The 22,565-nt window shown below is 62.6% G+C and carries 25 protein-coding genes; 13 read left to right on the top strand and 12 right to left on the bottom strand.

Translation table 11 applies throughout. The features are described from left to right. Positions 1 to 37: 37 nt before the first annotated feature. On the bottom strand, positions 38 to 268 hold the full coding sequence (locus OSW16_RS00520) for a DUF1161 domain-containing protein (RefSeq protein WP_267819959.1): 231 nt from the start codon (positions 266 to 268) through the stop codon (positions 38 to 40). A 73-nt stretch (positions 269 to 341) separates the two neighbouring features. Next, positions 342 to 767: an OsmC family protein gene (locus OSW16_RS00515; RefSeq protein WP_241806687.1), complete on the bottom strand. Its 426-nt coding sequence runs from the start codon at positions 765 to 767 to the stop codon at positions 342 to 344. 154 nt (positions 768 to 921) lie between these two features. On the opposite strand from OSW16_RS00515, the gene OSW16_RS00510 reads away from it, so the two are divergent. Continuing rightward, a complete protein-coding gene (locus tag OSW16_RS00510; protein WP_267819956.1) occupies positions 922 to 1,926 on the top strand; it encodes an LLM class flavin-dependent oxidoreductase in 1,005 nt (334 codons plus the stop codon). Between the two features lie 97 nt (positions 1,927 to 2,023). On the opposite strand, the gene OSW16_RS00505 is transcribed toward OSW16_RS00510, so the two are convergent. Continuing rightward, positions 2,024 to 2,245, bottom strand: coding sequence for a DUF1161 domain-containing protein (locus tag OSW16_RS00505; protein ID WP_267819954.1), 222 nt, complete (start codon positions 2,243 to 2,245; stop codon positions 2,024 to 2,026). Between the two features lie 102 nt (positions 2,246 to 2,347). Next, positions 2,348 to 2,563 (bottom strand): dodecin, encoded by a 216-nt coding sequence (locus tag OSW16_RS00500; RefSeq protein ID WP_241806684.1) that lies wholly within the window; start codon positions 2,561 to 2,563, stop codon positions 2,348 to 2,350. 149 nt (positions 2,564 to 2,712) lie between these two features. On the opposite strand from OSW16_RS00500, the gene OSW16_RS00495 reads away from it, so the two are divergent. Continuing rightward, positions 2,713 to 3,036, top strand: a complete 324-nt coding sequence (locus OSW16_RS00495; protein ID WP_012312055.1) for a DUF883 family protein — start codon at positions 2,713 to 2,715, stop codon at positions 3,034 to 3,036. On the opposite strand, the gene OSW16_RS00490 is transcribed toward OSW16_RS00495, so the two are convergent. Beyond that, entirely contained in the window at positions 3,033 to 3,929 is an 897-nt protein-coding gene (locus tag OSW16_RS00490; RefSeq protein ID WP_267819951.1) for a LysR family transcriptional regulator, read from the bottom strand. The two genes, OSW16_RS00495 and OSW16_RS00490, sit on opposite strands and share 4 nt — an antisense overlap. 110 nt (positions 3,930 to 4,039) lie before the next feature. Here OSW16_RS00490 and trpB point away from each other — a divergent pair, with 110 nt between their 5' ends. Beyond that, positions 4,040 to 5,257: a tryptophan synthase subunit beta gene (gene trpB, locus OSW16_RS00485; protein ID WP_241806682.1), complete on the top strand. Its 1,218-nt coding sequence runs from the start codon at positions 4,040 to 4,042 to the stop codon at positions 5,255 to 5,257. Beyond that, entirely contained in the window at positions 5,254 to 6,063 is an 810-nt protein-coding gene (gene trpA / locus OSW16_RS00480) for a tryptophan synthase subunit alpha (RefSeq protein WP_267819949.1), read from the top strand. The genes trpB and trpA overlap by 4 nt, the downstream gene beginning before the upstream one ends. A gap of 48 nt (positions 6,064 to 6,111) precedes the next feature. Here the strand turns inward: trpA and OSW16_RS00475 are convergent, their stop codons facing one another. Next, on the bottom strand, positions 6,112 to 6,444 hold the full coding sequence (locus OSW16_RS00475) for a DOPA 4,5-dioxygenase family protein (RefSeq protein ID WP_267819947.1): 333 nt from the start codon (positions 6,442 to 6,444) through the stop codon (positions 6,112 to 6,114). Positions 6,445 to 6,497: 53 nt separating this feature from the next. On the opposite strand from OSW16_RS00475, the gene OSW16_RS00470 reads away from it, so the two are divergent. After that, the gene (locus OSW16_RS00470) at positions 6,498 to 7,046 is read left to right on the top strand and encodes an NAD(P)-dependent oxidoreductase (protein WP_267819945.1); all 549 of its coding nucleotides are present in this window, start codon (positions 6,498 to 6,500) and stop codon (positions 7,044 to 7,046) included. Positions 7,047 to 7,144: 98 nt separating this feature from the next. Here OSW16_RS00470 and OSW16_RS00465 read toward each other — a convergent pair whose 3' ends face one another. Further along, positions 7,145 to 8,044: a choline sulfate utilization transcriptional regulator gene (locus OSW16_RS00465; protein WP_241806678.1), complete on the bottom strand. Its 900-nt coding sequence runs from the start codon at positions 8,042 to 8,044 to the stop codon at positions 7,145 to 7,147. 109 nt (positions 8,045 to 8,153) lie between these two features. Between OSW16_RS00465 and betC the strand changes: the two genes are divergently transcribed. From betC to OSW16_RS00450, 3 genes are all read left to right on the top strand, one after another. Continuing rightward, positions 8,154 to 9,671, top strand: coding sequence for a choline-sulfatase (gene betC / locus OSW16_RS00460; RefSeq protein WP_267819942.1), 1,518 nt, complete (start codon positions 8,154 to 8,156; stop codon positions 9,669 to 9,671). Positions 9,672 to 9,685: 14 nt separating this feature from the next. Next, positions 9,686 to 10,609: a choline ABC transporter substrate-binding protein gene (gene choX, locus OSW16_RS00455; RefSeq protein WP_267819940.1), complete on the top strand. Its 924-nt coding sequence runs from the start codon at positions 9,686 to 9,688 to the stop codon at positions 10,607 to 10,609. A gap of 137 nt (positions 10,610 to 10,746) precedes the next feature. After that, positions 10,747 to 12,312, top strand: coding sequence for a SulP family inorganic anion transporter (locus OSW16_RS00450; RefSeq protein WP_267819938.1), 1,566 nt, complete (start codon positions 10,747 to 10,749; stop codon positions 12,310 to 12,312). A 130-nt stretch (positions 12,313 to 12,442) separates the two neighbouring features. Here the strand turns inward: OSW16_RS00450 and aroE are convergent, their stop codons facing one another. After that, the gene (aroE, locus tag OSW16_RS00445) at positions 12,443 to 13,267 is read right to left on the bottom strand and encodes a shikimate dehydrogenase (RefSeq protein ID WP_267819936.1); all 825 of its coding nucleotides are present in this window, start codon (positions 13,265 to 13,267) and stop codon (positions 12,443 to 12,445) included. Positions 13,268 to 13,292: 25 nt separating this feature from the next. Beyond that, the gene (gene hemF, locus OSW16_RS00440) at positions 13,293 to 14,204 is read right to left on the bottom strand and encodes an oxygen-dependent coproporphyrinogen oxidase (RefSeq protein WP_267819934.1); all 912 of its coding nucleotides are present in this window, start codon (positions 14,202 to 14,204) and stop codon (positions 13,293 to 13,295) included. Between the two features lie 134 nt (positions 14,205 to 14,338). Here hemF and OSW16_RS00435 point away from each other — a divergent pair, with 134 nt between their 5' ends. Continuing rightward, complete coding sequence (locus OSW16_RS00435; RefSeq protein ID WP_267819932.1) at positions 14,339 to 15,316, top strand: NADPH:quinone reductase; 978 nt, start codon at positions 14,339 to 14,341, stop codon at positions 15,314 to 15,316. A gap of 129 nt (positions 15,317 to 15,445) precedes the next feature. On the opposite strand, the gene OSW16_RS00430 is transcribed toward OSW16_RS00435, so the two are convergent. From OSW16_RS00430 to dprA, 3 genes are all read right to left on the bottom strand, one after another. Then, a complete protein-coding gene (locus tag OSW16_RS00430; RefSeq protein WP_267819930.1) occupies positions 15,446 to 15,736 on the bottom strand; it encodes a type II toxin-antitoxin system Phd/YefM family antitoxin in 291 nt (96 codons plus the stop codon). A gap of 722 nt (positions 15,737 to 16,458) precedes the next feature. Beyond that, a complete protein-coding gene (locus tag OSW16_RS00425) occupies positions 16,459 to 17,016 on the bottom strand; it encodes an L-threonylcarbamoyladenylate synthase (RefSeq protein ID WP_241806671.1) in 558 nt (185 codons plus the stop codon). A 37-nt stretch (positions 17,017 to 17,053) separates the two neighbouring features. Next, positions 17,054 to 18,151, bottom strand: coding sequence for a DNA-processing protein DprA (gene dprA, locus OSW16_RS00420; RefSeq protein WP_267819928.1), 1,098 nt, complete (start codon positions 18,149 to 18,151; stop codon positions 17,054 to 17,056). Between the two features lie 206 nt (positions 18,152 to 18,357). Between dprA and def the strand changes: the two genes are divergently transcribed. The 4 genes from def to trkA are packed head-to-tail and all read left to right on the top strand — an operon-like array spanning position 18,358 to position 22,561. Then, a complete protein-coding gene (def, locus tag OSW16_RS00415; RefSeq protein ID WP_241806669.1) occupies positions 18,358 to 18,864 on the top strand; it encodes a peptide deformylase in 507 nt (168 codons plus the stop codon). Between the two features lie 60 nt (positions 18,865 to 18,924). Continuing rightward, a complete protein-coding gene (gene fmt / locus OSW16_RS00410; protein WP_267819926.1) occupies positions 18,925 to 19,857 on the top strand; it encodes a methionyl-tRNA formyltransferase in 933 nt (310 codons plus the stop codon). Next, positions 19,854 to 21,164, top strand: coding sequence for a 16S rRNA (cytosine(967)-C(5))-methyltransferase RsmB (gene rsmB / locus OSW16_RS00405; protein ID WP_267819923.1), 1,311 nt, complete (start codon positions 19,854 to 19,856; stop codon positions 21,162 to 21,164). The genes fmt and rsmB overlap by 4 nt, the downstream gene beginning before the upstream one ends. Before the next feature lie 23 nt (positions 21,165 to 21,187). Beyond that, entirely contained in the window at positions 21,188 to 22,561 is a 1,374-nt protein-coding gene (gene trkA, locus OSW16_RS00400; protein WP_241806666.1) for a Trk system potassium transporter TrkA, read from the top strand. Positions 22,562 to 22,565: the final 4 nt, after the last annotated feature.

Raw genomic sequence — 22,565 nt, 5'->3', positions numbered from 1 at the left:
CCCGGGGCTGCTGTCCAGCCCCGGTTTCCATCGGTGATCATCCGTTCTTCTGATAAATGATCTTTTTGGTCCCGCCGTCACAGCTGCCGACGATCATATTCTGATCCTTGACCTCAGCATTGGGCACGATCTCCAGCGTGTACGACGGCACACCCTGAGCCTGGATCTTGGCTTCGATCTCGGCCTTCAGTTCCTCGCACGGCTTGACCGCCGCCGAGGCAGAAGTGGCTAGCAGAGACGCCAACACGGCGCTTACGACGCGTTTCATGGCACTGCTCCTGGTTAGACAGCTGGGCTGCCGGTGCTGTTTAGACTACAGCAAACCGAAGCGGTTGCGCCGCTTAGCCCACCAAGCTGGCGTCCAGGCTGATCTTCGCGTTCAACACCTTGGACACCGGGCAGCCAGCTTTGGCCTTGTTGGCAATCTCAAGGAACTGGGCTTCGCTCGCACCAGGCACCTTGGCCTTGAGGACCAGGTGCACAGCAGTGATGGCAAAGCCGTCGGGCTGTTTGTCCAAGGTCACCTCAGCGATCGTATCGATACGGTCTGGGGTCAGGCCCGCCTCGCCAAGCATCATCGACAGCGCCATCGAGAAGCAGCCAGCATGAGCCGCGCCGATCAACTCCTCTGGGTTGGTGCCGGGCGAGCCCTCGAAGCGGGTGTTGAAACCATAAGGGTTCTGCTTCAAGGCGCCGCTTTCAGTCGAAATAACGCCTTTGCCGTCCTTCAGGCCACCTTGCCAGATCGCCGATGCAGTCTTTTTCATGATGCCTCCTGGTCACTCGGTTACGTATCTATGGGTTCAGAGGCCACCCACCTTCGGCAAGTTCAGATCAATCGCACCGCAAGCATTGAATCTTCCGAATGTGCCCATACAGAGTTAGAAAGGCCTTCGGCCAATCACTTTTGCGGAGGCTCGAATGACGCAGCTGCGTGACCTGAAAATTTCCACCCTCGATCTGGTGCCTGTGCGGGCCGACTCGGGCCCTGCACAAGCGTTGCGCAATTCGCTGGACCTGGCGCAGCACGTCGAGCGGTTCGGCTATAACCGTTTCTGGGTCGCTGAACACCACAACATGGACGGCATCGCCAGCTCCGCGACCTCCGTACTGATCGGCTACTTGGCGGGGGGCACTTCAACCATCCGTGTCGGCTCCGGTGGCGTCATGCTGCCCAACCATGCCCCCTTGGTCATCGCCGAACAGTTCGGCACGTTGGCCAGCCTTTATCCAGGGCGTATCGACCTTGGGCTGGGCCGTGCGCCGGGCTCCGACCAGATGACCGCACGCGCCCTGCGTCGCGAGCGTTCGGGCAGCGCCGATGATTTCCCGGACGATGTCGAAGAATTGTCGCGCTACCTTGGCCCGCGCACAGATGATCAAAAAGTGATCGCCGTCCCTGGGCACGACACCGAGGTGCCGATGTGGCTGCTCGGCTCCAGCCTGTTCAGCGCACAGCTGGCCGGCATGCGCGGCATGCCCTACGCCTTCGCCTCGCACTTCGCGCCGCGCTACATGCATGAGGCGATCCGTATCTACCGCGACCATTTCAAACCCTCTACCACGCTGGACAAGCCCTACGTCATGTTGGGCATTCCGATGGTGGTGGCCGAAACCGACGACAAGGCCGAATTCCTGGCCACCTCGGTGTACCAGCGCATTCTTGCCTTGATACGCGGCCAGAGCCTGATGCAGCGCAAGCCCGTGCCGAGCATGGATGGCTTGTGGTTACCGCACGAGCGGGATGCGGTGGGTAGCTTCCTGGGCTTGGCGATGATCGGCAGCCCGCAGAAAGTAAGGGCCAAGGTCGAGGTGCTACTGGAGCAGACCGGGGCGGATGAGCTGATCTTTACCTGCGACCTGTACGAGCATGAGGACCGGATCAGGTCGTATGAATTGTTGGCGCAAGCCTTGAGGTCTGAGTAATCCCAAATCGCCGGCTAACCGGCGCCCACAGCACACGCCAAAGCCGCGAGGTGTTGGCAACGCTGTGGGGCCGGCTTGCTGGCGGCTAGGCCAGCGTTCAACCACGCCGGTAGACAATTTCCTTGGTGCTACCCTCACAGCTCCCCACCACCTTGCCCGCAGGGTCGCCCTTGCTGACGATCTCCAGTGTGTAACCTTCCACACCCTTGGCATCCAGCTTCGCGGCAATCTCCGCCTTGAGCTCCTCGCAAGGCTTGCCCGCCGCCAGCGCGCCACCCGCCAGCGTCATCAGGCCCACCGCCAGAATCAGTTTCTTCATCACTCGCTTTCCTTGTGCAGATGAAAATGGCAAAGGGCGCCGGCAAAGGCGCCCTTGTCTGTATAACGCTATCACGCCGGCCTTAGCCAGCCCGCCACTGTTTCAACTATTGGCGATGCGGAAGCCCACTTTGAGCGTGACCTGAAAGTGCGCCACCTTGTTGCCTTCGATGTGGCCGCGGGTGTCGATCACTTCGAACCATTCCAGATGCTTGATGCTCTTGGCCGCTTCGGCCAACGCATTGTTGATGGCGTCTTCGATGCTGGTGGTCGATGAACCTACCAGCTCGATCTTCTTGTAAGTGTGATGATCGGTCATGAGCGCTCTCCGTGGGTGACAGTGAATTGAGCCTAGCAGCGCAGGCCTGGTTTACCTGCGAGCCGTCAGCCTTGGCGAAAGTTCGATCGCACTTTCGCCGCGGGGCGCAGTCGCAATCCATACAGTCCATACTGCAAAGGAGAGTCACCATGCACCGCAATTCGCTGCGTAAAACATCCCTGGAAAGCATGGAAGCGGAGATCGAAAGCCTCCTGAAGAGTCTGGAGAGCCTCAAACATGATGCCTCGGAGGAGTCACAGAAGTCCGTGAAGGCAATCCGCAGCAACGCCGAAAGCGCATTGAAGCACTCGCGCAGCCTGCTTAGCGATGCTTACGAGGAAGTGAAAACCCGCACCCGCCAGACCGGTATCGCCACCCGTGACTACGCTCAAGAGCACCCGGTGACCACTGCTGGTGTAGCCATCGGCGCGCTCGGCCTGCTCGCGGCCTACCTGCTGTACCGCCGCAACTAACCTGCCTGCCGCTCCAGTTCACGGCGCAGCCACTGCGCCAGTTGCTCGGCGCGCCCGTCTGCGGCGCGCCGCGGCACCCACAGCGCCAGTGCCGCTGCTGTAGGGGAAAAGCCCCACGGTGCACTGAGCCGCCCTGCACGCAAGTCATCCGCCACTAACGGCTGCGGTGCGATAGCCACGCCAAGCCCTGCCACAGCCGCTTCCAGCAGGTAATACAAGTGCTCGAAGGCCTGCCCATACTGCAACGCAGCCCGATCCAACCCCTGTTGTTCGGCCCAGGTCGGCCACGCCTGCGGGCGTGAGGTGGTATGCAACAAGGCTTCGTCCAGCAGCGCTACAGCGGGTGCACTGCGTAACCGCTCGAAACCGGTAAAGAGTGGGCTCAGCACCGGCCCGATACGCTCCTCGGCCAGGACATGTACCTGCATATCCACAGGCCAAGGGGGTTCGGCATACACCAGCAGCGCATCGAGCCCCGGCCGGCGCGGGTCAAGGTCGCCTTCGCCCGCTGACAGGTGCAGGCGCAACTCTGGCAGGTCCGCGTTCAGGCGCCCAAGCCGGGGAATGAACCATCGCGCCAGCAGGCTTCCCGAGCACCCCAGCACGAACGGTGCCTCGCTGACATCCCGGCTGAGTTCGCCGCATACGCTGCGCAGCCTGTCGAACGCTTCGCCACTGGCATCACGTAGCCTGACCCCGGCATCTGTGAGTTTGATGCCGCGGCCGTCCTTGACGAACAAGGCCACGCCCAAGTGCTCCTCCAGCACCTTGATCTGCCGGCTCACAGCACCATGAGTGACATGCAGTGCCTCGGCAGCCTGGCTGACGCTATTGAGCCTGGCGGTGCATTCGAAGGCCCGCAGGGCGTTGAGGGGAGGGAGGTCGTGGGCCATTTGACGTGTGAGTTTTCCTGACAGGTTTACGCAATCTTATCGGTTTTCAGCCGGGCTTGCCGTGGTTAGAGTAAAGCCCATCACTCATTCATTACGCCCTGGAGCGCCCCATGACCCAGTCCCAATACCGCCCCGGCCCCGACGCCAACGGCCTGTTCGGCTCGTTCGGTGGCCGCTACGTGGCCGAAACCCTGATGCCGCTGGTGCTGGATCTGGCCCGCGAGTATGAAGCCGCCAAGGCCGACCCGAAGTTCCTCGAAGAACTGGCCTACTTCCAGCGCGACTACATCGGCCGCCCCAACCCGCTGTATTTCGCCGAGCGCCTGACCGAGCATTGCGGCGGCGCAAAGATTTTCTTCAAACGTGAAGAGCTCAACCACACCGGCGCGCACAAGGTAAACAACTGCATCGGCCAAGTGCTGCTGGCCAAGCGCATGGGCAAAAAACGCCTGATCGCTGAAACCGGCGCCGGCATGCACGGCGTGGCCACTGCCACCGTCGCTGCACGCTTCGGGCTGCCCTGCGTAATCTACATGGGCGCCACCGACATCGAGCGCCAGCAGGCCAACGTGTTCCGCATGAAGCTGCTGGGCGCCGAGATCGTCCCGGTTACAGCGGGCACTGGCACACTCAAAGACGCCATGAACGAAGCCCTGCGCGACTGGGTCACCAACGTCGACGACACCTTCTACCTGATCGGTACCGTGGCCGGCCCACACCCGTACCCGGCAATGGTCCGCGACTTCCAGTCGATCATCGGCAAAGAGACCCGCGCCCAGTTGCAAGAGAAGGAAGGCCGCCTGCCCGACAGCCTGATTGCCTGTGTTGGCGGTGGCTCCAATGCCATGGGCCTGTTCCACGAATTCCTCGAAGAACAGAGCGTCAAGATCATTGGCGTGGAAGCCGGCGGCCATGGCGTGGATACCGACAAGCATGCGGCCAGCCTCAACGGCGGCGTACCCGGCGTGCTGCACGGCAACCGTACCTACCTGCTGCAGGACGATGACGGCCAGATCACTGACGCGCACTCGATCTCGGCCGGCCTCGACTACCCAGGCATCGGCCCGGAACATGCCTACCTGCATGAAGTGAAGCGTGTGGAGTACGTCAGCATCACTGACGATGAGGCCCTCGACGCGTTCCACGCTACCTGCCGCCTGGAAGGCATCATCCCGGCCCTGGAAAGCTCGCACGCCCTGGCCGAAGCGATCAAGCGCGCGCCGAGCCTGCCCAAGGATCACCTGATGGTCATCTGCCTGTCAGGCCGTGGCGACAAAGACATGCAAACCGTGATGAACCACATGGCCGCCCAGGAGAAACAGGCATGAGCCGTCTTGAACAACGCTTTGCCGAGCTGAAAGCCGAAGGCCGCTCTGCACTGGTCACCTTCGTCACCGCCGGCGACCCTGGCTACGATGCCTCGCTGCAGATCCTCAAGGGCCTGCCGGCGGCCGGCGCCGATGTGATCGAACTGGGCATGCCGTTCACCGACCCGATGGCCGATGGCGTCGCCATTCAGCTGGCCACGCTGCGTGCGCTGGAAGCAGGCCAGAACCTGGCCAAGACGCTGAAGATGGTGCGTGAATTCCGCGTCGACAACCAGGCCACACCGATCGTGCTGATGGGGTACTACAACCCGATCCACCGCTTTGGTGTAGAACAGTTCGTTGCACAAGCCAAAGAAGCAGGCGTCGATGGCCTGATCATCGTCGACCTGCCGCCGGAGCACGATGCCGAGCTCGCGACGCCGGCCCAGGCCGCTGGCATCGACTTCATTCGCCTGACCACCCCGACCACCGACGATGCGCGCCTGCCACGAGTGCTGGAGCGCAGCTCCGGGTTCGTCTATTACGTATCAGTGGCCGGTGTGACCGGCGCCGGCTCGGCAACCACCGAGCACGTCACCGAAGCCATCGCCCGTCTGCGTCGGCACACTGACCTGCCGATCAGCGTTGGCTTCGGCATTCGTACACCAGAGCAGGCCGCAGCGATCGCGCGCCTGGCTGATGGTGTGGTGGTAGGGTCGGCGCTGGTCGACAAGATCGCGCAGGCCAAAGATGCCGATCAGGCTGTTGCCGATGTGCTGAGCCTGTGCTCTGCGCTGGCTGAAGGTGTGCGCGGCGCCCGACACTGATCCCAGTGGCTTCTTCGCGGGTCTGTCCGCGAAGAAGCCGACACATCGCTAACCGCCAAAAACCGATAACTTCAAAGGTCGCAAAGCCCCCATCCAGATCGCATGATCACGGTGATCTGCCAGCTCATCCCCGGTCAGCGGATGCAGAAACACCACCAACCCCTTGCGATACAGCGCCAACCACGGCAACACCACCGCCAACACCTGCGGCTCGAACGCCAGCTGGCAGCTCCAGTCCGGGTGCGGCCCTACCGGCTTCTCGTGCATGCGCCCCATGGTCACGGGAAACAGCCGCGCCGCCTCCTCGCACAGCGCACGAGCCTGCTCGATAGTCGATGCGTCGTAATAAACGTGGGCGTGATAGCCCTTGATCCTTTGCACGATGTCTCCTGATTGCGGTCAAACCATCACCCACCTGCGAAGGGAGCGATGCAGTGAAAAATGCCGAAACCCCAGTGTTCAAGCTGGTGCTGTTCGGGGCTGAAAGCCGCCTGGGCAGTGCCCTGATGGTCGAGTTGCTGTCACGTCAGCATGAAGTCACTGCCGTGGTCGATGACCTCAACCGCCATGCTCCGCGCCCGGGCCTGCATTTCAAGATAGGCGGGCTGGGTGATGCCGACCAGGCGGAGCAGGGCGCAGCGGGGGGCTCGGCGGTGATTGCCCTGCTGTCGGCGCTGGCATCCGGTGACCTTGCCGCGCAAGGGCGGATGAGCGAAGCGTTGGTCGCCGGCCTTTCTCGCACGACTATACGCCGGGTGCTGCTGGTGGGCGATTTCGATGTGCTGGACGCGCCGGGCAAGTACACCGAAGAAGAACGTGAGTGTGTGGACCAGGTTGTAGATGCACTGCAACGCAGCCCTTTGCACTGGACGTTGATCAATGCGCCACAGCCACTGATGGACCTGGAGCGAATGGCGGCGGGGATGGCCGACATGCTCGAGCTGGACCTGCATCGGGGCGAGCATCTGAACTTCGTGACGTAAGCCGCCAGGGGCCTACAGGTAACGCACTAGCTCAAGCCACGCCATGGGCCTGTAGGCGTTGGCTTGCCGGCGGTGGGCTGCGCAGCAGCCCCATTCATTCACCGAGTCCGCTCACTTTCCAGCCAATCCACAAACCGCTCGATCAGCGCCCCACGCCGCTTGCGCGGCGGCAGCACCACGTAATACCCCCGCGCCGAACGCAAGCTACCCTCCAGCGGCCGGCACAACAACCCTTGCTCGACCAGCCCATCGACCAGATGCCGCCAGCCGATAGCCACGCCTTGTCCGGCAATTGCCGCCTGGACCAACAGCGTGTAGTTATCGAACCGTAACTGCCCTGGAGGCGGCGGGCTTTGAACGCCAAAGCCACGAAACACACCGGCCCAGTCGAACCAGCGGCTGGCCTGCTCGCCACGCAGATGAAGCAGTGGCAATCGTTGCAAAGCCACAGCTGACAAGGGTTTGCCATGAGTCAGCCGAGGGCTGCAGACCGGGAATACTTCTTCATCGAACAGCCATCGGCTTTCGCCCTGGTGGAACCGCCCATCACCAAATAACACCGCCACATCGATGTCCGGCCGTAACATCCCCTGGCTGCGCTCACCGGTCACCAGGCTCACGTCCACCTGTGGATAAGCTTCGTGGAACCGCTGCAATCGAGGCATCAGCCAGAACGCTGCGAAGGCGAAGTCAGTGGCCACCTGCAACACTTCGCGCTGGTCCCGTCCGCTGGCTTGGGCAACGCCGTCATCCATGGCCTGCAGGGCTTGATGCACCTGCTCGAACAATACCTGCCCGGCGTCAGTCAGCGCGATGCCGCGGTAGATACGGTCAAACAGGCGCGTGCCCAGCTGAGCCTCCAGTCGTTTGACCTGCTGGCTTACCGCCGGTTGGGTAGTGCCCAGCTCCAAAGCCGCCGCCGTGAAACCCCGCAAGCGGGCAGCGGCCTCGAACACGCGCAGCGCGTCGAGTGACAGGTCAGCGAGGTGGTCAAACATAAGCGCAGCTAATCCCAGTCATTGCCCGTCATGGGCTTTACCCATGTTATCCACAGTCGCATCTTGATAGGCAAGCAGTTCGCATAACCTTCAACGATGGAATCGAACCATGACGCGACCGAATATCCTGTTCATCATGGCCGACCAGATGGCCGCCCCCATCTTGCCGATATATGGCCCCTCACCGATCCAGATGCCCCACCTGAGCCGGCTCGCCGATCAGGCGGTGGTGTTCGATTCGGCCTACTGCAACAGCCCGCTGTGCGCCCCCTCGCGCTTCACCCTGGTCAGTGGCCAACTGCCCAGCCGCATTGGCGCCTACGACAACGCCGCCGACTTCCCGGCCGATATCCCGACCTACGCCCACTACCTGCGCCGGCTTGGCTACCGCACCGCACTGTCGGGCAAGATGCATTTCTGCGGCCCGGACCAGTTGCACGGCTACGAAGAGCGCTTGACCAGCGACATCTACCCTGCCGACTACGGCTGGGCAGTGAATTGGGACGCGCCGGACGAGCGGCCAAGCTGGTATCACAACATGTCTTCGGTATTGCAGGCCGGCCCCTGCGTGCGTACCAACCAGTTGGATTTCGATGAAGAGGTGGTGTTCAAGGCCCGTCAGTACCTTTACGACCATGTGCGCGAGAGCGATGGTCGGCCGTTCTGCCTGACTGTGTCCATGACTCACCCCCACGACCCGTACACCATCCCCAAGCGCTACTGGGATCGCTACGAGGGTGTGGAGATCCCCATGCCACGCGCCGAATTAGGCCAAAGCGAGCTCGATCCCCACTCACAGCGCCTGCTCAAGGTCTATGACCTGTGGAACAAGCCCCTGCCTGTGGAAAAGATCCGCGATGCACGTCGCGCCTACTTCGGCGCCTGCAGCTACATCGACGACAACATCGGCCTGCTTCTGCAGACACTGGAGGAGTGCAACCTGGCGGACGACACCTTGGTCGTTTTCTCCGGCGATCACGGCGACATGCTCGGCGAGCGCGGGCTCTGGTACAAGATGCACTGGTTCGAGATGTCGGCGCGGGTGCCGCTGCTGGTCTACGCACCCAAGCGCTTCGCCCCTGCCCGGGTCAGTGCCTCGGTATCGACCTGCGACCTGCTGCCGACGCTGGTCGAGCTTGCCGGCGGTACTGTGGATAAAAGCCTGCATCTGGATGGGCAGTCACTGCTCGGCCACTTGCAAGGGCAGGGTGGCCACGACCAGGTGATCGGCGAATACATGGCCGAGGGTACCGTCGGCCCCCTGATGATGATCCGCCGCGGCCCGTACAAGTTCGTGTACAGCGAAGACGACCCGTGTTTACTCTATGACCTGAGCCGCGACCCGCACGAGCGGGAGAACCTCTCCGGCAGCCCGGACCATCAGGCGCTGCTGCAGGCATTTGTCGATGAAGCACACCAGCGCTGGGATATCCCCAGCCTGCGCCAGCAAGTGCTGGCCAGCCAGCGGCGCCGCCGCCTGGTGGCCGAAGCGCTGGCAATCGGCACACTGAAAAGCTGGGACCACCAACCACGGGTGGACGCCAGCCAACAGTACATGCGCAACCACATCGATCTCGACGACCTCGAGCGCAAGGCACGTTATCCACAGCCCGCACCCCTGGATTGAGAAGAGAAGCCGCCATGCAGAAGTTTTCCACCATCGTGTTTGCCCTGGCCCTGAGCCTGGGCACCGCTACGGCTCACGCCGAAGATGCACAATGCAGCACCGTGAGGTTGGCCGACCCCGGCTGGAGCGACATCGCCTCCACCAATGCCATCGCCCGCTTGCTTCTGCAAAGCCTGGGTTACCAGGTGAAGATCGACAGCCTGGCGGTGCCGATCATCTACGGCGGCCTCAAGGACGGTAAGGTCGATGCTTTTCTGGGCAATTGGATGCCGGCCCAGCAGGGCTTTCATGACAAGTTCATCGCCAATGGCGACGTGCAGCAGCTGTCGCGCAACCTCGAAGGCACCGAGTTCACCCTGGCAGTGCCCGATTACGTGTGGAATGCCGGCGTGAAAAACTTCGCCGACCTGCAAAAGCATGCCGATAAGTTCGACAAGAAGCTGTACGGAATCGGCTCGGGCGCGCCAGCCAATCTGTCGCTGAAGGAGATCATCGACAAGAATGAATTCAACCTCGGCCAATGGAAGCTGGTTGAATCGAGTGAACAAGCGATGCTGGCGCAGGTGGACCGCGCCGTTAAGAAAAACCAGTACATCACTTTCCTGGGCTGGACCCCGCACCCGATGAACGTAAAACTGAAGATGCATTACCTGACGGGCGGGGAAAAGTGGTTTGGCAGCAAGGGGGAGGTCTACACCTTGACCCGCAAAGGTTATCCACAGGCCTGCCCCAACCCTGCAAAATTGTTGGGTAACCTGAAATTCACCCTGGACATGGAAAACAGCATCATGGCTGAGGTTGTGGATAAGAAGATGAGTTTCGATGACGCGGCCAAGGCGTGGGTCAAAGCGCATCCGCAATGGCTGGAAGGCTGGTTGGCGGGCGTCACGACCAAAGACGGCGGCGATGCCAAAGAGGCTGTAAAAGCTGAGTTGTAGAGGCTGGACCGACCTCATCGCCGGCGCGCCGGCTCAGCTAGAGCCGTAGGCTCGCCCTCTGTGATCCCCCTGCGGGGGCCGGCTTGCCGGCGATGAGGCCAGCCAAACCAACCCAAGATCCGAATACGAGAGGGATGATGATTCAGTTGACCCACCTGCTGCCCTTCTTGACCTGGCTGCCCCGTCAATCGGGCCGTAGCCTGCGCGAGGACCTGCTGGTCGGGCTCAGCGGCGCCATCCTTGCCCTGCCGCAATCCATCGCCTATGCCCTGATCGCCGGCTTGCCTGCCGAATATGGTCTTTATGCGGCCATCGTGCCAGTGCTGGTCGCCTGCCTGTGGGGTTCGTCCTGGTACCTGATTTGCGGACCGACCGCCGCCATCTCCATCGTCCTTTACGCCAGCATCAGCCCCTTGGCAGTGGCCGGTAGCGCCGATTACGTGACGCTCGTGCTGCTGCTGACCTTCCTCGCTGGCATCTTCCAACTGCTGCTCGGGCTGCTACGCTTCGGCGCAGTGGTCAACTTCGTCTCCCATTCGGTGGTGCTTGGCTTCACTCTGGGCGCCGCCATCGTCATTGCCCTCGGCCAATTGCCCAACCTGCTGGGGATGGATTTGCCGAGCCAGGCCACGGCATTGAAAACGGTACAAGACCTGGCAAGCCATGCTGGCGAGGTCGACTTGCCGTCCCTGATCCTGGGCTTGAGTACCGTGCTTGTCGGTGCGGCCTTCAAACTCTGGCGGCCACGCTGGCCGAGCCTGTTGATAAGCCTGATCGTGATCAGCCTGGTGGCCTGGTCGCTGCCCGGTTTCTTTGGCCATGTACCGCGCGTGCCAGCATTCTCCGGCCAGCTGCCCCCACTCAGCCCACTGCCGTTAGTGGATGTGGAGCTGATGCTGCGCCTGCTGCCCAGTGCCGTGGCGGTGGGCATGCTGGGCCTGGTGACCAGCCTGTCGATCGCCCGTTCGCTGTCGGCACGCTCCGAGCAGCTGATCGACGCCGACCAGGAAATCCGCGCCCAAGGCATGTCGAACATCGTCGGGTCATTCTTTTCCGGCTACCTGTCTTCTGGATCCTTCACCCGCTCTGGGCTCAGCTACGACGCTGGCGCCCGTTCCCCCATGGCCGGGGTGTTCTCGGCGCTGTGGGTAGCGCTGTTCGCCGTCACGGGTGCAGGGTTGATCGCACACCTGCCGATACCGGCCATGGCCGGTAGTATCCTGCTGATCTGCTGGGGCCTGGTGGACCACCGCGCAATACGCGCGCTGTTCCGGGTCAGCCGCTCCGAGTTCCTGGTCATGGCCCTGACCGCTGCCGCAACCTTGCTGCTGGAGTTGCAGACAGCGATTTACGCCGGTGTGCTGGCTTCGCTGTTCTTCTACCTCAAACGCACTTCACGGCCTCGGATTCAGCAGAGCCGCGAAGGTCAGGCCGATGTACTGCGAGTAGGCGGATCGATCTTCTTCGGTGCAGCGCACTACCTGCAGGTGCGCCTGCAGCGTTGCCAGGGGCCGCATGTGGTGATCGATGCACGGCAGGTGAATTTCATCGATTACTCGGGTGTGGATATGTTGCACCGCGAGGCGCGGCGGTTGCGCCGGGCAGGCGGGAGTTTGACCTTGCTGCGCGCCAGGCCGCAGGTGGTCGAGGAATTGCAGAAGCTGGAAGGGGAGGAGCTTTGCCCAATTCAATTTGCGGAATGATCATTGGGGCTGCTTTGCAGCCCATCGCCGGCAAGCCGGCTCCCCCAGGGGTATCACAAGGCCTGTGGTCGGCGCTGTAGGTGTAGGAGCTGGCTTGCCGGCGATGGGCCGCAGAGCGGCCCCAGCAATCTCAGCCCCGCGCCAGCTGCCGGCGCAACTCTGCCAATACCGGCGCCGTATCCGGCCGCACCCCACGCCAGATGAAGAACGCCTCAGCCGCCTGCTCAGCCAGCATGCCCAGCCCATCCAGCACCTTTGCTGCACCTAGCTTGCTGGCCCACTGGCAGAACGGCGTGGGCTCCTTGCCATACATCATGTCGTAGCACACGGTCCGCCCGGCCTCGACCAGGCTGTCGGCAATCGGCGGCAGCTCGCCGGACAGGCTCGCCGACGTGGCGTTGATGATCACGTCCACCGGCTCCTGCAGCCAGGCGAAACCGCTGGCCATCACCGGCCCAACCTCATCGAACTCGCGCGCCAGCTGCTCGGCCTTTTCCAGTGTGCGGTTGGCAATTACCAAGGATTGGGGCTCATGCGCCAGGATCGGCTCAAGCACGCCACGCACCGCGCCCCCGGCGCCAAGGATCAGAATACGTTTGCCAGCCAGTTCAACCCCGGCATTCACGGTGAGGTCACGCACCAGGCCGGCGCCATCAGTGTTATCACCCCGCAGCGAGCCATCGGCCAGCTTGCTCAAGGTGTTCACCGCGCCGGCCCGTTGGGCACGCGGGGTGAGGCTGTCACACAGGCGATAGGCCTCTTCCTTGAAGGGCACGGTCACGTTGGCGCCGCTGCCTTGCTTGAAGAAGCCGCGGGCGCAGTCGCTGAATTCGTCCAGCGGCGCAAGCAGCGTGCTGTATTCCAGGTCCTGTCCGGTCTGTTCGGCGAACAGCCGGTGAATCAACGGCGACTTGCTGTGGCCGATGGGGTTGCCAAACACGACGTACTGGTCCATGGGGGTTCCTCGGTTATCCACAGGCTTACTGGCCGAGCCAGTCGCGGTCCTGCAAGTAGTACTCGGTCAGGCGGGCTTCTTCGCTGCCGGGCGCTGCCTTCCAATCGTAACCCCAGCGCACTTGCGGTGGCAGCGACATCAGGATCGACTCGGTGCGGCCGCCGGACTGCAGCCCGAACAGGGTGCCGCGGTCGTAGACCAGGTTGAACTCCACGTAGCGGCCGCGGCGGAACTCCTGGAATTCGCGCTGCTCGGCGGTGTAAGGCGTGGCCTTGCGACGCTGGACGATCGGCAGGTAGGCGTCGACGAAAGCATCGCCGATGGCGCGAATGAACGCGAAGCAGGTATCGAAATCCCACTCGTTCAAATCATCGAAGAACAGCCCGCCAATGCCTCGTGGCTCGCCACGGTGCTTGATGTGGAAATAGCGGTCGCACCAGGCTTTGTAGCGGGGGTATACGTCTGCGCCGAAGGGCGCACAGGCCTGCTCGGCCACGCGGTGCCAGTGAATGCAGTCTTCTTCGTTGCCGTAGTACGGGGTCAGGTCGAAGCCACCGCCGAACCACCACACCGCCTCTTCGCCTTCTTTCTCGGCAATGAAGAAGCGCACGTTGGCGTGGGACGTCGGCACGTGCGGGTTGTGCGGGTGGATCACCAGCGATACGCCCAAAGCCTCGAAACCTCGGCCCGCCAGCTCGGGCCGGTGTGCACTGGCCGAAGGTGGCAGGCCAGAGCCGAACACATGGGAGAAGTTGACCCCGCCTTTTTCGATCACCTTGCCGTCGCCAATCACGCGCGTACGGCCCCCGCCACCGGCTTCGCGCACCCAGGCATCCTCGACGAAGCGGGCGCCGCCGTCCTCGGTTTCGAGGGCAGAGCAGATGCGGTCTTGCAGGTCGAGCAGGTAGGCTTTCACGGCCTCGGTGCGGCTAGTCATCGGGTCACCAGAAACGGGCAGGGAAGAATTCGCCGCGTAGCATACCACCGCAAACCTGAGCGCCGCAGTTGACGGCGATCAAGCAAAGGCGTCCGATAGAAGGCCTTTTCCGATCCCGACAACAGGAGTGCGAGATGGCCAAGCGTATCCAGTTCAGCCAGCATGGCGGCCCCGAAGTGCTGCAACTTGTAGAGTTCGATCCGGCACCGCCGGGGCCGCAGCAAGTGCGCGTACGTAACCACGCGATCGGCTTGAACTTCATCGACACCTATTTCCGCAACGGGTTGTATGCGCCGCCTGCGCTGCCATCCGGCCTGGGCACAGAGGGCGCCGGCGTGGTCGATGCAGTGGGCGAGGGCGTCACCCGCCTGAGAGTGGGTGACCGCGTGGCCTATGGCGGCGGCCCGCTGGGTGCCTACAGCGAGGTGCACACACTGCCGGAAGCCAACCTGGTCAAGCTGCCCGACGACATCAGCTTCGAGCAGGCGGCGGCGGTAATGCTCAAGGGCCTGACCGTGCAGTACCTGCTCAAGCAGACCTACGCCGTGCAGCCCGGCGATGTGATCCTGTTCCACGCTGCCGCCGGTGGCGTGGGCTCGCTGGCCTGCCAGTGGGCCAAGGCGCTGGGCGCCAAGCTCATCGGCACCGTGAGCTCTGCCGAGAAGGCCGAACGGGCCAAGGCGCTGGGCGCTTGGGAAACCATCGATTACAGCCACGAAGACGTGGCCAAGCGGGTGCTGGAGCTGACCGATGGCAAGAAGTGCCCGGTGGTGTATGACGGCGTGGGCGCCGACACCTGGCTTACCTCGCTGGACTGCCTGCAACCGCGCGGCTTGATGGTGAGCTTTGGCAATGCCTCGGGGGCCGTGAGCGGGGTGAACCTTGGGATCCTGTCGCAGAAAGGATCGCTGTACGTCACTCGCCCGACCTTGGCGACCTATGCCAATAATGCCGAGAACACCCAGGCCATGGCCGACGACCTGTTTGCGATGATTGGCAGTGGCAAACTGGTTGTGGATATCCAGCAAAGGTATCCGCTGAGTGAGGCAGCCAAGGCGCAAGCTGAGCTGTCGGCGCGCAGGACTGTTGGGTCTACTGTTTTGTTGCCTTGAGAAGGACAGGGGATTGCACCAGGGCGACCAGGTGCTTGCCTAAAGGTGTTCAGTGCCTGTGAGATCGAGAGTCGCCCGCGTGACGCTCGACCTCATAGGCACTGAACACCCTCAGGCACCTGTCAGCGCTCACACCTTCTTCTGAGGCTGCTGACTCGACCGTTGCCATCTAAAATTAAACGCATGGGTAGCAGCTTTACCCGACCGCAGCTGATCAATGGATGCGCGCAAGCGCTTGGCATTGGCTGATGAGCCCAACAGGTACATGGTCTCCTGCATGCCGTTGTAATCCTCAAGTGAAATCATGACCACCGGCTCGCCGGGCTGGCGCGTAACGATCGCAGGTTCGTGATCCCGACATACATCATCCATCGTCTGCTTCAGGTCGGCGCGAGCTTGGCTAAAAGTCAGTACATGCACTTCGTCAGATCCTTCCCAGGTAGGCCTGGATCAGGTTTTTCTCGGCCCGGGCAATGCCGCTGAATAGGCAATAGGCTTGATGGCTTCTGCTAATGGATCTGGCAGAGACCTGCTCAAAAAAAGTACAAACCTAGGCACACACCTCAATATCCCATGGTCGGGAAACTTGAGAATGCAAAGCATAAATTGGATGTCTTCTGATGGGCAGGTGATTGCTTTCGACAGAAACCGTAGGAAATGGTGCTTGCCCTGGTTTTTTTGGTGTTACGTAGATCGAGCGTCCTCGGCGGAAATGTTTGGGTTGACGCTGAAGAGCGGGTGGTGGTGCAGGGTAGGGGTGGCGACTGTACGCGAGGTGGTAGACCCGGGCATTTTCCAATCCAGGCAGGCTCGAAAGCCTCCCACGCACAGCCGCCATGGACTGTCATGGAAAAAATGCATACGGGCTACCACACCCGATCGCCAAGTTATTTGGCGACGGGTAGAGCCTAGAGACACTGGTTCCTACTGAACAGGTGATGGCAGGGGACGCGGCTCGAAGGATATTTCCCAATCCTCAAACCGGACAACCCTTCAAGACAAAATCAGAAAAATCTGCAGGGGTTTGCGGCCCCATCGCCGGCAAGCCAGCTCCCCCACCGACCACACCGGCTTCAAGCCTTGTGCAGAACCTGTAGGCGCTGGCGTGCCGGCGATCGTGGGCGAAGCCCTCGGCAGCGGTATCAGCCTGGGCGTACAACCTCGCCGGTTGCCAGATTGCGAATCACACTCGGGTTCTTCCGCCCCCCCAGCGCCCCGCCAAGCACCAGGTCCAGCTGGCCGTGGAAGTATTGCTCCACCCGCAACCGGGTCTTCGCCGCCGGGCGCCCGCCGGGGTTGCACGAGGTGGAAATCAGCGGCCCTACCAGTGAACACAGATCACGCACCACTGGGTGATCGCTGACCCGCAGCGCCACCGTGTCATGCTGCCCGGTCACCCACTCGGGCAACAGGTCCTGGTGCGGCACCAGCCAGGTGTTGGGCCCAGGCCAGGTGCTGCCCATGCGGTCGATCCAGTCTTCCGGGAAGTCCTCGAACAAAAAGTCGAACTGCCGGATGTTGTCGGCGACCAGGATCAGCCCTTTATCCACAGGCCGCGACTTGAGCGCCAGCAAGCGATACACCGCGTCCTCGTTCCAGGGGTCGCAGCCCAGGCCCCAGACCGCTTCTGTCGGGTAGGCGATCACCGCACCGGCCCGAATCTCACGCGCGGCTTGTTGCACACGCCAACTGCTCACCATTTGTGTCTCTCCGCATTTAAGCCATGCCGCAGTTTACTTAGCCAGCGCGGGCAAACCAACGCCCGGCTTCATTGGTCACCCGGCCATCGAGCTCCAGCTCGGTCAATTGCGCCAGTACTTGCGCCAAAGGCAGCTCACTGCAAGCCGCGAGTGCTTCGCTGGTCTGCGGCGCAGCATGCAGCAAGGCGAGTAGGGGATGCGACGGTTTATCCACAACGGCTGGCGGCAGGTTCTTCCAGCCCTGCAAGCTTTCCAGGATCTGACCCACGCTTTCAACCAGCAGTGCGCCGTCGCGAATCAACTGGTGGCAGCCCTTGGCGCCGGGGTGGTGGATCGAGCCGGGAACGGCATAAACCTCACGGCCTTGCTCGGCAGCCAGACGTGCGGTGATCAACGAACCGCTGGCCAGGCTCGCCTCTACCACCAGCACGCCGAGCGACAGGCCACTGATGATGCGATTGCGTCGTGGGAAGTTGCCTGGCAGCGGCCCGGCATCGAGCGGGTACTCGGAAACCAGCGCGCTACCGCTGTCGATCATCGCTTTGGCCAGGTCGCGGTGGCGCTGTGGATAAAGTTTTTGCAGCCCGGTGCCCAACACACCGATCGTGGCGCCCCCAGCCTGCAACGCGGCCCGATGAGCGGCACCGTCGATCCCCAAAGCAAGCCCACTGGTGATGGTGAACCCGGCCTGCGAGAGGCAACGGGAAAATGCCTTGGCGGTGTCGAGCGCCGGGGGTGAAGCACGCCTGCTGCCCACTATCGCCAGCTGTGGCTGTTCGAGCAAAGCCGGGTCGCCTGCGACGAAAAGCAGCGGCGGGGCATCATCGATTTCACCCAGCAGCGCGGGGTAGCCAGGGCTGTCCCACATCAGCAAATGCTGGCCCGGATGCTCTATCCAGGCCATTGCAGCCAATGCCCCATCGCGTACTTCGGCACTGCGCCGGGCGTCGATGGTGGCCTGGGCGACCCCCAGGGCACGCCAGGCGCCAGCCGGTGCACTGAGTGCAGAAGAAGCGCTGCCAAAGGCTTGCAACAAGGTGTGAAAACGACGCAATCCCGTCTCGGGGAGGCGGTGTAGACGTAGCCGCGCTTCCAGTTCGGCAGGCGGGCAAAGCGACGAATGGTGGAACGGCATGGAGATCATCCTTGATCGAAACAGGGCCATTTACGTGGCACAACCTGTGGATAAGTTTGTGGGTAACACTTTGAAAAGCTGTCTATTAAATGGACGCTATCAAGCCCATAGACACCCTAGACGAGCTTGCCAGGTGCCGAAATCTTCGATTCCCTTTATTATGTGTGCTCAGTTTTCAACCGAACGCACAGTGATTGCCTGACCCTATGGCCATTTTGAACATTCTCGAATTCCCAGACCCGCGCCTGCGCACCATCGCCAAACCGGTGACGGAGTTCGACGACGCCCTGCGCCAGCTGATCGACGACATGTTTGAAACCATGTACGAAGCGCCTGGCATCGGCCTGGCTGCCACACAGGTCAACGTCCACAAACAGGTTGTGGTCATGGACCTGAGCGAAGACCGCAGCGAGCCACGGGTTTTCATCAACCCGTCGGTCGAAGAGCTGACCCACGACATGGGCCAGTACCAGGAAGGCTGCCTGTCGGTGCCGGGCTTCTACGAAAACGTCGACCGCCCGCTGCGTGTGCGCGTCAAGGCGCAGGACCGTGACGGCAAGCCGTTCGAGCTTGAAGCCGAAGGCCTGCTGGCTGTCTGCGTGCAGCACGAGTTCGATCACCTTAACGGCAAGCTCTTCGTCGACTACCTGTCCCAGCTCAAGCGCGACCGGATCAAGAAGAAGCTGGAAAAGCAGCACCGCCAGCAAGCCTGATCCCCACCTTCCAGAAGGCTTGCTCCGGCAAGCCTTTTTCTTTTTTGAAGCGAGAACTCCATGCGCATCGTCTTTGCAGGCACTCCAGAGTTTGCCGCCGAACACCTCAAGGCCCTGCTCGACAGCCCCTACGAGATCGTGGCCGTCTACACCCAGCCCGACCGCCCGGCCGGCCGCGGCCAGAAGCTGATGCCAAGCGCGGTCAAAGCGTTGGCGGTGGCCCATGGCATCCCTGTGTTCCAGCCGCCAACCCTGCGCAATGAGGATGCCCAGGCAGAACTCGCGGCGCTCAAGCCGGATTTGATGGTAGTGGTCGCCTATGGCTTGATCCTGCCCCAGGTGGTGCTGGATATCCCGCGCCTGGGCTGCATCAACAGCCATGCTTCCCTGCTGCCACGCTGGCGCGGCGCGGCGCCGATCCAGCGCGCCGTGGAAGCGGGCGACGCCGAGAGTGGCGTTACCGTGATGCGCATGGAAGCAGGCCTGGACACTGGCCCGATGCTGCTCAAGGTGGTCACGCCAATCAGTGCAGAAGATACCGGTGGCAGCCTGCACGATCGCCTCGCCACAATGGGCCCGCCAGCCGTCGTGCAAGCCATTGCCGGCCTGGCTGATGGCAGCCTGCACGGCGAGGTGCAGGACGACGCCCTGGCCACGTACGCGCACAAGCTGAACAAAGACGAGGCGCGCATCGACTGGAGCCGCCCGGCCGTGGAGCTCGAGCGCCTGATCCGCGCCTTCAACCCCTGGCCGGTGTGCCACAGCACCCTGGATGGCGAAAGCGTGAAAGTGCTGGCCGCCAGATTGTGCACAGGGGAAGGCACCCCTGGCGAGATCCTGTCCGCCAGCAAAGACGGCCTCGTGGTCGCCTGCGGTGACCAGGCCTTGAGCCTTACCCGCCTGCAATTGCCTGGCGGCAAGGCCCTGGCCTTCAGCGACCTGTTCAACAGCCGCCGCGAGAAGTTCACCGCCGGCAAGGTGCTTGGCCAATGAACCCACGCCTCGCCGCCGCCCGTGCCTTGGCCGCAGTGCTCAGTGGCAAGGCCTCGCTGAACAGCTCGCTGCCTGCGCAACTGGACAAGGTCGAGGAACGCGACCGCGGCCTGACCCAGGACCTGGCGTTCGGTACCGCCCGCTGGCAGCCGCGCCTGGACCTGCTCGCCGCGCAACTGCTGCAGAAGCCGTTCAAGACCGCTGATGCCGATGTGCAGGCACTGCTGCTGGTAGGCCTGTACCAGTTGTTCTACACGCGCATCCCGGCCCACGCCGCCATTGGCGAGACGGTCGGTTGCGCCGACAAATTGAAAAAACCGTGGGCCAAGGGCCTGCTCAACGCCGTGCTGCGCCGCGCCCAGCGTGAAGGCGAGGCGCTGCTCGCTGGCATGGAACGCGACCCGGTCGTACGTACCGCCCACCCACGCTGGCTGCAGAAGGCGCTCAAGGCGTTCTGGCCCGAGCAGTGGGAAGCCATTTGCGCGGCCAACAACGCTCACCCGCCCATGATCCTGCGGGTCAACCGCCGCTACCACAGCCGCGATGACTACCTGGCCCTGCTGAGCGAAGCCGACGTTGGCGCCAGCGCCTGTCGCTTCAGCCGTGACGGCATTGTGCTGACCGAAGCCTGCGATGTGCGCAGCCTGCCGGGCTTTGCCGACGGCTGGGTGAGCGTGCAGGACGAGGCCGCGCAGCTGTCGGCCGACCTGCTTGAACTGGCTCCCGGCCAGCGCGTGCTCGATGCCTGCTGCGCCCCGGGTGGCAAGACGTGCCACCTGCTCGAGGCAGAAGCGGGCCTGGCTCATCTGGTGGCCATCGACCTGGAAGCCAAGCGCCTGGCGCGGGTGCGCGAGAACCTCGACCGCCTGCAGCTGGACGCCGAGCTGATCGCCTGCGACGCCCGTGACACCACCAGTTGGTGGGACGGCAAGCCGTTCCAGCGCATCCTGCTCGATGCGCCCTGCTCAGCTACCGGGGTCATTCGCCGCCACCCGGACATCAAGCTGACCCGTCAGGCTGATGACATTCCGGCGCTGGCCGCGCTGCAGGGGGAATTGCTCGATGCCCTGTGGCCGACCCTGGAGGTGGGGGGCATGTTGCTGTACGCCACCTGCTCCAGCCTGCAGACCGAGAACACCGAAGTGATCGAGGCCTTCCTTGCCCGCACTCCGGGCGCCCGTGAGCTGGACCTGGCCACCGACGCTGGTATCCGCCAGCCCCATGGCCGCCAGCTGCTGGCCCAGGAAGGCGGCCATGACGGCTTCTACTATGCCAAGCTGATCAAGATCGCCGCCTCGCGCGGTTAAGAAAAAGGGTTAGGGAGTAGCGGATGAAGATCATCATCCTTGGCGCAGGCCAGGTAGGCGGTACGCTGGCAGAGCATCTGGCCAGCGAAGCCAACGACATAACTGTGGTCGATACCGACGGCGACCGCCTGCGTGACCTGGGCGACCGCCTGGATATCCGTACCGTGCAAGGCCGCGGCTCGCTCCCGACGGTCCTGCGCCAGGCCGGCGCCGATGACGCAGACATGCTGGTTGCGGTGACCAACAGCGATGAAACCAACATGGTCGCCTGCCAGGTCGCCTATTCGCTGTTCCACACGCCCACCAAGATCGCCCGCGTGCGTGAATCGGCCTACCTGACCCGCGAAGAACTGTTCGACAACGACCATATCCCGGTGGACGTGCTGATCAGCCCCGAGCAGGTCGTGACCAACTACATCAAGCGGCTGATAGAACATCCAGGTTCGCTGCAGGTGATCGACTTTGCCGAGGGCAAGGCGCAGCTGGTGGCGGTCAAGGCCTATTACGGCGGCCCATTGGTGGGCCAGCAACTGCGCCAGATCCGCGCGCATATGCCTAACGTCGATACCCGTGTGGCAGCGATCTTCCGCCGTGACCGGCCGATCACCCCACGGGGCGACACGGTGATCGAGGCCGATGACGAGGTGTTCTTCATCGCCGCGAAGAAAGATATCCGCGCCGTGATGGGCGAGCTACGCCGCATCGACGAGACCAACAAACGTGTGGTCATCGCCGGGGGCGGGCAGATCGGTGAGCGCTTGGCCGAGGCCATCGAAAGCCGCTATCAGGTGAAGATCATCGAGATGAGCGCAGCCCGTTGCCGGCACCTCTCCGACACCCTGGAAAGCACCGTGGTGCTGCAGGGCAGCGCCTCGGACAAGGACCTGATGCTCGAAGAGAACATTGCCGATGCCGACATCTTCCTGGCCCTGACCAACGATGACGAGGCGAACATCATGTCGTCACTGCTGGCCAAGCGCCTGGGCGCGGGCAAGGTGATGACGATCATCAACAACCCGGCCTATGTAGACCTCGTACAAGGCGGCGAAATCGATATCGCCATCAGCCCCCAGCTGGCTACCATCGGTACCTTGCTGGCGCACGTGCGCCGTGGCGATATCGTCAGCGTGCACTCCCTGCGCCGGGGTGCGGCCGAGGCCATCGAGGCGGTGGCACACGGCGACTCGAAGTCGAGCAAGGTGATCGGCAAGGCCATCGAAGACATCACCCTGCCGCCGGGTACCACGATCGGCGCCATCATCCGCGACGAGCAGGTGCTGATCGCCCACGACGATACAGTGATCGAGTCGGGTGACCACGTGATCCTGTTCGTTGTGGATAAAAAGCACATTCGCGACGTGGAGAAGCTTTTCCATGTCGGCTTGAGTTTCTTCTAGAGGA

Origin of the sequence: Pseudomonas putida (assembly GCF_026625125.1) — a bacterium.
Taxonomy (GTDB): Bacteria; Pseudomonadota; Gammaproteobacteria; order Pseudomonadales; family Pseudomonadaceae; genus Aquipseudomonas; species Aquipseudomonas putida_X.
This window is presented reverse-complemented; position numbering and strand designations above follow the sequence as displayed.